Raw genomic sequence first — 12,704 nt, 5'->3', positions numbered from 1 at the left:
GATGCGCACGCTGTGTGCGAGCACGCTGATCGGCGAGTTCTTCGTGATCGGCTTCGCGGGCCTGGTGGCCATGAAGGACCCGGACCTGACCCAGACGGCGGTCTGGACCGTCTGCGGGATCACGATGCTGCTCTGCGTCCTGCTGTGCGGGATGCTGGCGCGTCCCGGCGCCGTCCAGCTGGGCTGGGCACTGCAGATCGGGCTCATCGCGAGCGGCTTCGTCGTCCCGACGATGTTCTTCCTCGGCGCGGTGTTCGCCGGCCTGTGGTGGTGCTCGGTGCACTACGGCCGCAGGATCGACGCGATCAAGGCGCGCTGGGCGGCCGCGCAGGAGGCGCCCGGGGCGCCTGACACGGCGTGACGGGTCCCTCCGACGGCCCTGTAGATTCGTCCTACCGCACCCGTATGCCGCAAGGAGCCGCAACATGACCCAGCGCACCCTCGTCCTGCTCAAGCCCGACGCCGTCCGGCGCGGCCTGGTCGGCGAGATCATCGGCCGCATCGAGCGGAAGGCCGGCTGGACCATTCCCGCGCTGGAGCTGCGCACCCTGGACCAGGACACCCTTGAGGCGCACTACGGCGAGCACAAGGGCAAGCCCTTCTACGAGCCCCTCATGGGCTTCATGGCCAGCGGTCCCGTCGTGGTCCTGGTCGTCGAGGGCGAACGGGTGATCGAGGGTGTCCGCCAGCTGGCCGGACCCACTGACCCGATCGCCGCGGCGCCCGGCTCCATCCGGGGCGACTTCGGCAGCATCACCCGGGAGAACCTGATCCACGCCTCGGACTCGGAGGAGTCCGCCGAACGTGAGCTCAAGCTGTTCTTCCCGGCTCTCTGAGCGTTCCTTCCTGACGTGACATCAGCCAAATAGCGCTCATGACCTGGGGCGACCGAAGTAATTTCGGTCGCCCCTCGGTATTTCCGAGCCCGGCGGGGAACGCCTGGGCAGGACACGACGTCACCAGTAAGGGGGCGGGTATCCGTTCCGGCGGGATTGCCGGAGTCCCGTCGCGCGGTGTCCGTACTCGCGGCACTACGATGGGGCCTCCACCCACCACCCACCTCGCCGACCTGACAGCAGCCGCTATCAACTGGAAGGCCAGACGCTCCTCATGGGGAACAAGGGGAACAACATGTCGTTCATCGGCCGTGACATGGCGATCGACCTCGGGACCGCCAACACGCTGGTGTACGTGAGGGGCCGGGGAATCGTCCTGAACGAGCCGTCCGTGGTCGCCATCAACACGAACACCGGTGGCATCCTGGCGGTCGGCTCCGAGGCGAAGAAGATGATCGGGCGCACGCCCGGCAACATCGTCGCCGTACGACCCCTCAAGGACGGCGTGATCGCCGACTTCGAGATCACCGAGCGTATGCTCCGGTACTTCATCCTCAAGATCCACAAGCGCCGCTACCTGGCCCGGCCGCGCGTCGTGGTCTGCGTACCCTCCGGCATCACCGGAGTGGAGCGCCGCGCCGTCATCGAGGCGTCCACGCAGGCCGGCGCCCGACAGGTGCACATCATCGAGGAGCCGATGGCCGCCGCCATCGGTGCGGGCCTGCCCGTCCACGAGGCCACCGGCAACATGGTCGTGGACATCGGCGGCGGCACCACCGAGGTCGCCGTCATCTCCCTCGGCGGAATCGTCACGGCACAGTCCATCCGGGTGGCCGGCGACGAGCTCGACAACGCGATCATCCAGCACATCAAGAAGGAGTACTCGCTCCTCCTCGGCGAGCGCACCGCCGAGCAGATCAAGATCACCATCGGGTCGGCGTACGACCTCGACAAGGACGAGCACACCGAGATCCGCGGCCGCGACCTGGTCTCCGGGCTGCCCAAGACCGTGGTCATCTCTGCCGCCGAGGTCCGCAAGGCCATCGAGGAGCCCGTCAACGCCATCGTCGACGCCGTCAAGACCACCCTCGACAAGTGCCCGCCGGAACTCTCCGGCGACATCATGGACCGGGGCATCGTGCTCACCGGTGGCGGCGCCCTGCTGCGCGGCCTCGACGAGCGGCTGCGCCGCGAGACGGGCATGCCCATCCACATCGCCGAGGATCCGCTCGACTCCGTCGCGCTCGGCTCCGGCAAGTGCGTCGAGGAGTTCGAGGCACTCCAGCAGGTACTGGACGCCCAGCCCCGCCGGTGACACGGGCCTCCCTGCCAGGGGGCCGAGCGGAACACAAGGATCCGCCGTACGGGTGCTACCGGGCCCGTGCGGCGGATCGTTGATATACAGGCAACAGTCCGGCGCGACAACGGTTGTACGTCCTGTCGGAGCGGCTCCGCCGCACGGTTAACTACGAGGAAGGCACGGCCGCCGCACGTGAGGGACACACGAGAGAGCCGGCTGCTCCTGGTGCTGCTGATCGCCATCGCGTTCGCATTGATCACGGTGGACATCAGAGCGGGTGAGGAGTCTCCGGTCGACGGTGCCCGACAGGCCGCCGCCGCGGTCTTCGGACCGGTCGAGGAGGGTGTGGCGACCGCGGTCGATCCGGTCGCCAACGCCATAGGGGCCGTACGGGACTCCGGCGAGCGCCACAACCGCATCGCCGCGCTGGAGCGCGAGAACGCGGCGCTCAAGGCCAAGCTGGGCAGCGAGGACCAGAACCGCAGCCGCATCCACGAGCTCGACGAGATGCTCAAGCGGGCCGGCGCCGGCCAGTACGGCATCAAGGGCGCCGAGGTCATCGCGATAGGAGCGGCCCAGGGCTTCTCCTGGACCGTCACCATCGACGCCGGCAGCAAGGACGGCATCGAGCGGGACATGACGGTGCTCAACGGCGACGGACTCGTCGGCCGGGTCAGCACCGTCGGCCCCGACACCGCCACCGTCGTCCTCGCCAACGACCCCGACTTCACCGTCGGCACCCGCCTGGAGAAGACCGGCGAGCTCGGCTTCGCCACCGGGCAGGGCGACCGCGCGCTGTCCGTGCAGATGCTCAACGGCAAGGCCAAGATCAACCCCGGCGACCGGCTCGTCACCTTCGGCTCGCGCGGCAACAAGCCCTTCGTGCCCGGCGTGCCGATCGGCGAGGTGGTCAAGGTCGACCCCTCGCGCGGTGACCTGACCCGTACCGTCTGGGTGCGTCCGTTCGTCGGATTCTCCCGGCTGGACATCGTCGGCGTCGTGGTGATGCCGCCGCGCGAGGACCCGCGCGACACCGTCCTGCCGCCCAAGCCCGAGGCCCCCAAGCCCATCCCGACGGTCACCGTCACCGTCACCCCGTCCGCCAGTGTTCCCGGCAAGCCGGCCGACGAGTAGGAGCAGACGACCATGCGCTTCAACCGGATCCTGCTCTCGGCCACGCTCGTCGTGGTCGCCCTCGTCGTCCAGGTCACCGTCCTGGGCCGGCTCCAACTCCCGGGCGCGGTGCCCGACCTGCTCCTGCTCACCGTCGTCGCCCTGGCGCTGGTGTACGGGCACGTCAGCGGCGCCCTCATCGGATTCTCCGCCGGGCTCCTCGCCGACCTGGCCCCGCCCGCCGACCACGCCGCCGGGCGGTACGCGCTCGTGCTCTGCGCCATCGGCTACGTGGCCGGGCTGGTGCGCCCCGACAACGGGCGGTTCCGTTCCGCCTGGGGCCCGATGCTCACCGTCGTCGCCGCCGCGATCGGCTCCACCCTGCTCTACGCGGGCGTCGGCGCCCTCGTCGGCGACACCGCCGCCCGCCACGTCGGCCTGACCGGGCTGCTGTTCACCGCGACCCTCTACGACCTGCTGCTCGCGCCGTTCACCGTGCCGTTCATCATGGCGCTGGCCCGCCGCGCCGAGAACGATCCGATGGCCGTCGAGGCCGGCGGCGGCCCGGCGCAGGCCTCCGACGTCTCCTCCGGCTGGCTGGCCGGCGGCACCGGTCTGCGGATCGGCAGCCAGCGCGGCGGCCTGCGGCTGAAGGCCTCGCGCAACCGCGCCAACCGGGCCGTCCGGATAAAGGGTGTCAAGGCGGTGAAGAGCGTGAAGAGCGTCAAGAAACTGTGAGGAGGCAGCGGACGTGAGCAACATCCCCGAGACCGGCCGCACCTCCCGGGTGCAGATCCGCCTGATCATGATCCAGGTGCTCGTCCTCTCGATGTTCATCACCCTCGGCGGACGCCTGTGGTACCTCCAGATCCGCAACGGCGCGGAGTACTACCACGAGGCGAAGAGCAATCACGTCCAGCGGGTCGTCCAGCCGGCCGTGCGCGGCTCGATCCTCGACGCCCGCGGCGTCCCGCTCGCCGACAACGAGACCCGCCTGGTCGTCTCCGCCAGCCGCACCGAGCTGATGAAGATGAAGGACCGGGGCAAGGCCGTCATGACCCGCCTCGCCGACGTCCTGGACATGCGTCCGAAGGAGGTCATGGACAAGGTCCGGCTGTGCGACTCCGAGACCCCCAAGCCCTGCTGGAACGGCTCCCCCTACCAGCCGATCCCGGTCACCCTCGAAGCCACCACGCAGCAGGCGCTGCAACTGCGCGAGCGCCCGGAGGACTTCCCCGGCATCACCGCGGAGCCCACCGCCGTCCGCCGCTACCCGGCCCCCGGCGGCGCCCGTACCTCGCAGGTGCTCGGCTACCTCTCGCCGGTCACCGACGACGAGATCCAGAAGGCCAAGGACACCGATTCGCCGCACCTGCGGTCGGACCAGGTGGGCCGCTCCGGCATCGAACGCACCTACGACAAGCAGTTGCGCGGCAAGGCGGAGGTCACCTCCTACGAGGTCGACAACCTCGGCCGCGTCATGGGCCAGACCAAGTCCGACCCGGGCGTGCCCGGGTCCACGCTCGTCACCAGCATCGACGCCCGGGTCCAGTCCGTCGCCGAGTACGAGCTCCAGCAGGCGATGAAGACCGTCCGCCACGAGACCGACAAGATCACCGGCCGCAAGTACGAGGCCGACTCGGGAGCCGTCGTCGTCATGGAGGCCAAGACCGGCCGGATCGTGGCGATGGCGTCGCAGCCCGACTACGACCCCAACGCCTGGGTCGGCGGCATCTCCGGAAGCGACTACGCCAAACTCACCAGCAAGAGCTCCAACTACCCGCTGCTCAACCGGGCCATCCAGGGCCAGGCCCCCGCGGGCTCCATCTTCAAGGTGGTGTCGGCGAGCGCGGCCGTGCGGGCCGGATACGCCTTCGACAGCAAGTACAACTGCAGCAGTTCCTACAGCCTCGGCGGCCGCAGCTTCGCCAACTTCGAGTCGAAGGGGCACGGCCCCATCACCCTCGGCGACGCCCTCAAGTTCTCCTGCAACACCGTCTTCTACGCCCTCGGGCACAAGGAGTGGCAGCGCGACGGCGGCCTGGAGCCCAAGAAGGACGCCCACGACTGGTTCTACCGGACCGCCCGCGAGTTCGGACTCGGCTCGGAGACCGGGATCGACCTGCCGAACGAGGTCACCGGCCGCATCCCCGACCGCGGGTGGAAGAAGAGCTTCTGGGCGGCCAACAAGAACTCCTGGTGCAAGCAGGGCAAGAAGGGCGGCACCTACGTCGAGCAGATCGCCTACGAGAGCTGCCTGGAGGGCAACCAGCTGAAGGCGTTCGACAGCATCAACTTCGCCATCGGCCAGGGCGACGTCCTCGTCACCCCCATCCAGATGGCCACGGCCTACTCCGCCATCAGCAACGGGGGCACCCTCTTCGACCCCACGGTCGGCAAGGCCGTGATCAGCCCCGACGGCAAGCGCATCGAGATGATCAAGCCCCGGGCCCATGGCAGGCTGCCCGTCGACGCGAAGACCGTCGCCGACCTCGACCGGGGCCTGCGCTCCGTCGTCGAGCCCGGCGGGACCGCGGCCTGGCGGTTCGGCGGCTGGCCGCTCGACAAGATCCCGATGCGGGCCAAGACCGGCACCGCCCAGGTGTACGGCAAGCAGACCACCTCGTGGCTGGCGACCTACACCGACGACTTCACCATCGTCATGACGATCTCCCAGGGCGGCACCGGCTCCGGAGCCTCCGGACCCGCCGTCCGCAACATCTACAACGCCCTCTACGGTCTCGACATGGCGGGCAAGCAGGACCCGAAGAGGGCCCTGCTGCCGAGGCCGGAGGCGAAGCTGCCCAGGATCCACCCCGACGGGTCCATCGACTCGCCCGAGATCAGGCCGTACGTGCCGCCGTCCCCGGAGGAGCCGGCGCCGCCCGCGCTCGCCGGGCCGCCCGCCGCGCCCCCCGCATGGCACGACTGAGGACCGAAAACCGACATGCAGACCGCCAACAAGTTCTCCGTCTCCCGGTACGCGCCCGAGCGCGGGGCGATGGCCAAGCTCACCGCCCGCGACTCCATGGTGCGCCGGCTCGACTGGCCGATACTCCTGTCCGCGCTCGCCCTGTCCCTCATCGGCGCGCTGCTTGTGTGGTCGGCGACCCGCAACCGGACCGCCCTGAACCAGGGTGACCCGTACTACTTCCTCTTCCGGCACGCCCTGAACACGGGCATCGGCCTCGTGCTGATGATCGGCACCATCTGGCTCGGCCACCGCACCCTGCGCGGCGCGGTGCCGGTCCTCTACGGGCTCTCGCTCGTGCTGATCATCGCCGTGCTCACCCCGCTCGGCGCCACCATCAACGGTGCCCACGCGTGGATCGTGATCGGCGGCGGCTTCTCCCTCCAGCCCTCCGAGTTCGTGAAGATCACGATCATCCTGGGCATGGCCGTGCTGCTCGCGGCCCGGGTGGACGCGGGCGACCTCGCCCACCCCGACCACCGCACGGTCGTCAAGGCGCTGTGCCTGGCCGCGGCCCCGATGGGCATCGTCATGCTGATGCCCGACCTCGGCTCCGTCATGGTCATGGTCGTCATCGTGCTGGGCGTCCTGCTGGGCTCCGGCGCCTCCAACCGCTGGGTGCTCGGCCTGATCGGCTCCGGCGCCGGCGGAGCCGTCCTGATCTGGCAGCTCGGCGTCCTCGACGAGTACCAGATCAACCGCTTCGCGGCCTTCGCCAACCCCGAACTCGACCCGGCCGGCGTCGGCTACAACACCAACCAGGCGCGCATCGCGATCGGCTCCGGCGGACTCCTGGGATCCGGCCTCTTCAAGGGCTCCCAGACCACCGGCCAGTTCGTGCCCGAGCAGCAGACCGACTTCGTCTTCACGGTGGCGGGGGAGGAGCTGGGCTTCGTCGGGGCCGGGCTGATCCTGGTGCTGCTCGGCATCGTGCTGTGGCGGGCCTGCATGATCGCCCGCGAGACCACGGAGCTGTACGGCACGATCGTGTGCGCCGGGATCATCGCCTGGTTCGGCTTCCAGTCCTTCGAGAACATCGGGATGACCCTCGGCATCATGCCCGTGGCGGGACTGCCGCTGCCCTTCGTCTCGTACGGAGGTTCGTCGATGTTCGCGGTCTGGGTGGCCGTCGGCCTGCTGCAGTCGATCAAGGTGCAGCGGCCGTTGTCAGCCTGATGTCGGCTTCACCCTGCCGTCGGGTCCCGTTCAGGTCTAAGTTCGATTCATGGCGGACACGAAGCGAGAGATCGAGCGGAAATTCGAGTTCACCGATGCCGCGTCGGCCCGGCGCGGGGTGCCGGACCTGACGGGTACGGCCGCCGTCGCGGCCGTCACCGACCGGGGCACCGTCGAGCTCGATGCCGTCTACTACGACACCCCCGACCAGCGGCTCGCCGCCGACGGCCTCACGCTGCGGCGCAGAACCGGCGGCGCGGACGCGGGCTGGCACCTCAAACTGCCGGTCTCCCCGGGCGTCCGCGACGAGATCGGGGCCCCGCTCAGCGACGCGCTGCCGGGCTACCTGGCCGCGCTCGTCCGCTCCCGGGTCCGGGACGCCGGACTCCTGCCGCAGGTCAGGCTGGTCTCCTCGCGCCATGTCAGCCACCTGCTCGACGCCGAGGGCGCCCTGCTCGCGGAGCTGAGCACCGACGAGGTCCTCGCCGAACGGGAGGATGCCACCGCCGCCTGGACCGAGGTGGAGGTCGAGCTCGCCGACGGGGTCGACCCCCGGCTGCTCGACGCCGTCGAGAAGGCCTTCCGCAAGGCCGGGCTCCGGGTCTCCGCCAGCCCCTCGAAACTCGCCCGGGCCCTGGCCGAAACCGGCACCGCCCCCGTGGACCGGCCCCGGCCCGGTACCGGCGCCGACGGCACGGCGGGCGCGTACGTCCTCGCGTACCTGCGGGAGCAGCGCGACGCCCTGATCGCCCAGGACCCGGCCGTGCGGCGGGAGCTGGCGGACTCCGTCCACCAGATGCGCGTGGCCACCCGCCGGCTGCGCAGCGCCTTCAAGACGTACCGCAAGGTGCTGGACCGCGCGGTCACCGACCCGATCGCCGAGGAGTTGCGCTGGCTGGCCGCCGAGCTCGGTGTCGACCGAGACCAGGAGGTGCTGCTGGAGCGGATCCGGACCCACCTCGACGAACTGCCGCGCCCCCTGCTGCAGGGTCCCGTCCGCGGCCGGCTGCGGACCTGGAACACCACCCGCCGCTCCGGCTCGCGCCGCCGGGCGCTGGCCGCCCTCGACAGCGACCGGTACGTCGCCCTGCTGGACGCCGTCGACGCCGTGCTGGAGCGCCCGCCGCTGCGCAAGGCCGCCGGCGCAGCCGCGGAACGGGTGCTGCCGAAGGCGGTGCTGGCCGACTACGAGCGCCTCGCGGGCCGGGTCGGTGCCGCGCTGGCCCTGGAGCCGGGCCACGAGCGCGACCTGGCCCTGCACGACGCCCGCAAGGCCGCCAAGCGCGCCCGGTACGCGGCCGAGGCGGCGGTGCCGGCGCTGGGCAAGCCCGCGAAGCGGATGGCGAAGGGCGTGAAGTCGGTACAGACCCTGCTCGGCGACCACCAGGACGGCGTGGTGGCCCGCGAAGCCCTGCACGGTCTCGCCGTCCAGGCGTCGGGAGCGGGGGAGTCGGCCTTCACCTGGGGGGTGCTCTACGCCCGCGAGGAGGCGCTGGCCGAGCGCTGCGAGCGCGAGCTCCCGCACCTGTGGAAGAAGGTTTCGGGCCCGGCCCTGCGGCAGGCCCTGGAGTGATCACGCGGGCGGGGGGCCGCCGAGCCTCGGGGTACGCTTGAGAGTCGCCCCCTGCCCGCTTCACGAAAGTCGCGTGATGTCCGAGTCGGTCTTCCCACAGCTCGAAGCTCTGCTCCCGCACGTGCAGAAGCCCATCCAGTACGTCGGTGGGGAGCTCAACTCCACGGTGAAGCCCTGGGAGGAGTGCGACGTCCGCTGGGCGCTCATGTACCCGGACGCGTACGAGGTGGGACTGCCCAACCAGGGCGTCATGATCCTCTACGAGGTGCTCAACGAGCGCGAGGGCGTCCTCGCCGAGCGCACGTACTCGGTGTGGCCGGACCTCGAAGAGCTCATGCGCGAGCACAAGGTCCCGCAGTTCACGGTGGACAGCCACCGCCCGGTCTCGGCCTTCGACGTGTTCGGCCTGTCCTTCTCCACGGAGCTCGGCTACACGAACATGCTCACGGCCCTGGACCTCGCGGGCATCCCGCTGGAGGCCAGGAACCGTACGGTGGACCACCCGATCGTCCTCGCCGGCGGCCACGCGGCCTTCAACCCCGAGCCGATCGCCGAGTTCATCGACGCGGCGGTCATCGGGGACGGCGAGCAGGCCGTCCTGGACATGACCGAGATCATCCGGACGTGGAAGTCCGAGGGGCGCCCTGGCGGGCGCGAGGAAGTCCTCCTGCGGCTCGCCAAGACCGGCAACATCTACGTCCCGGGCTTCTACGACGTCGAGTACCTGCCGGACGGCCGCATCGGCCGGGTCGTGCCGAACCGCTCCGGCGTCCCGTGGCGGGTGTCCAAGCACACCGTCATGGACCTCGACGAGTGGCCCTACCCCAAGCAGCCGCTGGTCCCGCTCGCCGAGACGGTCCACGAGCGGATGTCCGTCGAGATCTTCCGCGGCTGCACCCGCGGCTGCCGCTTCTGCCAGGCCGGCATGATCACGCGCCCCGTGCGGGAGCGAAGCATCACCGGCATCGGCGAGATGGTCGAGAAGGGGCTGAAGGCGACCGGCTTCGAAGAGGTCGGTCTGCTCTCCCTGTCCTCGGCCGACCACTCGGAGATCGCCGAGATCGCCAAGGGCCTCGCGGACCGCTACACGGACGACAAGGTGGGGCTCTCCCTGCCGTCGACCCGGGTGGACGCCTTCAACGTGGACCTGGCCAACGAGCTGACCCGCAACGGCCGTCGCTCCGGTCTGACCTTCGCCCCCGAGGGCGGCTCCGAGCGCATGCGCAAGGTCATCAACAAGATGGTGTCGGAAGAGGACCTGATCCGCACCGTCTCCACCGCGTACGGCAACGGCTGGCGCCAGGTGAAGCTGTACTTCATGTGCGGCCTGCCGACCGAGACCGACGAGGACGTGCTCCAGATCGGCGACATGGCGGTCAACGTCATCGCCAAGGGCCGCGAGGTCTCCGGACAGAACGACATCCGCTGCACGGTGTCGATCGGCGGCTTCGTGCCGAAGCCGCACACCCCGTTCCAGTGGGCCCCGCAGCTGTCGGCCGAGGAGACGGACGCCCGCCTGGGCAAGCTCCGCGACAAGATCCGCGGCGACAAGAAGTACGGCCGCTCCATCGGCTTCCGCTACCACGACGGCAAGCCCGGCATCGTCGAGGGCCTGCTCTCGCGCGGTGACCGCCGGGTGGGCGACGTCATCCGCGCCGTGTACGAGTCGGGCGGCCGCTTCGACGGCTGGCGCGAGCACTTCAGCTACGACCGCTGGATGCAGGCCGCGGACAAGACGCTGCCCGCCTACGGCGTGGACGTGGCCTGGTACACCACGCGCGAGCGCACGTACGAGGAAGTCCTGCCCTGGGACCACCTCGACTCCGGCCTCGACAAGGACTGGCTGTGGGAGGACTGGCAGGACGCCCTCGACGAGACCGAGGTCGAGGACTGCCGCTGGACCCCGTGCTTCGACTGCGGCGTCTGCCCGCAGATGGACACCCACATCCAGATCGGCCCGACGGGGCAGAAGCTGCTCCCGCTGTCGGTCGTGAAGTGACCCCCGCCGCGGGCTGAGCCCGCGCGCCGGACATGCCCCTGCCCCCCACCGCGATCGGTGGGGGGCAGGGGCATTCGGTCGGAGATCTTCCTGAGCGACACGTCCGCCGCGCGCCGGATCACCCTTCCGGGGCCGTTCTCCCACAGGCGGCCGGCGCCGGCCGCGAGCACCTTCCCGGGAACCGGGGAGGTCACGGGCGCGTACTCTGGGTAGTACGACAGTCGTGGGCGACACGCCCGCCCCCGAGATCTCCCTGCGCGCACGCCAGGGGTGAGCCGGAGGCGGGGCGCGGCCCGACGGCTCCACAGACCCAGGGCGACGCGCGAGCCGCGGAGCCCCGCACAAGGAGAAGAACCACTGGGCAAGCGACAGCCCGAAGGCCCGCCTCCCGCACCGGTGGTGCAGCGCATCAGACTGCGCTACACCAAGCGCGGCCGCCTCCGGTTCACCAGTCACCGGGACTTCCAGCGAGCATTCGAACGGGCCCTGCGCCGCGCCGAGGTGCCGATGGCCTACTCCGCCGGCTTCACCCCGCACCCGCGCGTCTCGTACGCGAACGCCGCTCCGACCGGGACCGGCAGCGAGGCCGAGTACCTGGAGATCGCCCTCGCCGCGCCCCGCGACCCCGGGCAGCTCCGTGAGCTCCTCGACGAGTCGATGCCGACCGGCCTCGACATCATCGACGCCGTCGAGGCCCGCACCTCGGGCCTCGCCGACCGGCTGACCGCCTCCGTGTGGGAGCTGCGCCTGGACGGCGTGGAGCTCGCCGACGCCGAGCGGGCCGTGACGGCCTTCCTCGCCGCCGAGACGGTGGAGGTGCAGCGGCGCACCAAGAACGGCCTCCGCACCTTCGACACCCGCGGCGCGGTGGTCAGTCTCGAAGCACTTCCCGCCGGGTCCGATAGGCCGCTGGACCACGCTTGTGCGATACTGCGGCTGGTTGTTCGGCATTTGACACCTGCCGTGCGACCCGACGACGTCCTGTCCGGTCTCCGAGCTGTGGCCGACCTGGCGCCGCCGGTCCCCTCTGCGGTGACCAGGCTGGCGCAGGGGCTCTTCGACGAGGAGTCCGGCACGGTGACCGACCCGCTCGCGCCCGACCGCGAGGCTGACACGGCCGCCCCACCCACGGCCGCCGTAGCCGCCGACGCGAAGGCGCCGGAAGGTCCCGCCGCGTAGGGATCGTCGTCGTCGCGCAGCCCTGGTACTCGGGAGCCACCTGGGTCGGGCAGCGCACTGACCTGAAGACTTCCGCCAGGCCGTACGGACAACACGTACGGAACCGGCGGCCATGGACCAGAGCTCCCGTGTGGCGAACGCGCCCCGGAGGCCGGCTCCGCGCTCATTACGCGGAGCCGTGCCGGACCGGACGTCAGCCGCGGCGCCCGGGAGCGTGACGGGAGAACCGCCCGCAATGCTCAGCAACGAGAACGACACCACCACCCCCGGTAACGCCGACAGCGGCAGCCCCAGCGACAACCTGCCTCCGCGCAGGCGACGCCGCGCCGCATCCCGGCCCGCCGGCCCGCCCGGCGCCACCGCCGCGGAGGCGACGCCGGTGACCGAGGCCGCTCCGGCCGCACCCGCCGAGGAGGCCGCTCCGGCCGCCGCCCCGGCCCGTACCCGCCGCCGCGCGACCCGCGCCGTGGCCGCTCCCGCCGCCGAGGCCGAGGCCGTGGAGGCACCCGCCGCCCCGGCGCCGGCCACCGCCGCCGACTTCGCCCCCGGCTCCTTTC

Annotated in this window: 11 protein-coding genes; all 11 read left to right on the top strand. The window is 70.9% G+C overall.

Annotated elements, in window-relative coordinates; genetic code table 11:
* Position 1 precedes the first annotated feature (1 nt).
* Positions 2–361 (top strand): DUF4233 domain-containing protein, encoded by a 360-nt coding sequence (locus ACWFQ8_RS20960; RefSeq protein WP_453787763.1) that lies wholly within the window; start codon positions 2–4, stop codon positions 359–361.
* 64 nt (positions 362–425) lie between these two features.
* Positions 426–836 carry a nucleoside-diphosphate kinase gene (gene ndk / locus ACWFQ8_RS20955; protein WP_453787762.1) on the top strand — a complete coding sequence of 137 codons (411 nt, stop codon included), beginning with the start codon at positions 426–428 and terminating at the stop codon, positions 834–836.
* Positions 837–1,131: 295 nt separating this feature from the next.
* On the top strand, positions 1,132–2,151 hold the full coding sequence (locus ACWFQ8_RS20950) for a rod shape-determining protein (RefSeq protein ID WP_069923827.1): 1,020 nt from the start codon (positions 1,132–1,134) through the stop codon (positions 2,149–2,151).
* Between the two features lie 177 nt (positions 2,152–2,328).
* Positions 2,329–3,270 carry a rod shape-determining protein MreC gene (gene mreC / locus ACWFQ8_RS20945; protein WP_453787761.1) on the top strand — a complete coding sequence of 314 codons (942 nt, stop codon included), beginning with the start codon at positions 2,329–2,331 and terminating at the stop codon, positions 3,268–3,270.
* Between the two features lie 12 nt (positions 3,271–3,282).
* Positions 3,283–3,987, top strand: coding sequence for a rod shape-determining protein MreD (mreD, locus tag ACWFQ8_RS20940; RefSeq protein WP_453787760.1), 705 nt, complete (start codon positions 3,283–3,285; stop codon positions 3,985–3,987).
* A gap of 13 nt (positions 3,988–4,000) precedes the next feature.
* Positions 4,001–6,181, top strand: a complete 2,181-nt coding sequence (gene mrdA, locus ACWFQ8_RS20935; protein ID WP_453787759.1) for a penicillin-binding protein 2 — start codon at positions 4,001–4,003, stop codon at positions 6,179–6,181.
* A 15-nt stretch (positions 6,182–6,196) separates the two neighbouring features.
* On the top strand, positions 6,197–7,396 hold the full coding sequence (rodA, locus tag ACWFQ8_RS20930) for a rod shape-determining protein RodA (RefSeq protein ID WP_453787758.1): 1,200 nt from the start codon (positions 6,197–6,199) through the stop codon (positions 7,394–7,396).
* Between the two features lie 49 nt (positions 7,397–7,445).
* Positions 7,446–8,969: a CYTH and CHAD domain-containing protein gene (locus ACWFQ8_RS20925; RefSeq protein WP_453787757.1), complete on the top strand. Its 1,524-nt coding sequence runs from the start codon at positions 7,446–7,448 to the stop codon at positions 8,967–8,969.
* A 73-nt stretch (positions 8,970–9,042) separates the two neighbouring features.
* Positions 9,043–10,968, top strand: coding sequence for a TIGR03960 family B12-binding radical SAM protein (locus tag ACWFQ8_RS20920; protein ID WP_453787756.1), 1,926 nt, complete (start codon positions 9,043–9,045; stop codon positions 10,966–10,968).
* A gap of 399 nt (positions 10,969–11,367) precedes the next feature.
* Complete coding sequence (locus ACWFQ8_RS20915) at positions 11,368–12,147, top strand: TIGR03936 family radical SAM-associated protein (protein ID WP_453787755.1); 780 nt, start codon at positions 11,368–11,370, stop codon at positions 12,145–12,147.
* Between the two features lie 235 nt (positions 12,148–12,382).
* Positions 12,383–12,704 (top strand): hypothetical protein (locus tag ACWFQ8_RS20910; protein WP_453787754.1); only part of this gene is annotated, 322 nt, incomplete at its 3' end.

It is taken from the genome of Streptomyces sp. NPDC055254 (assembly GCF_053606025.1).
This window is presented reverse-complemented; position numbering and strand designations above follow the sequence as displayed.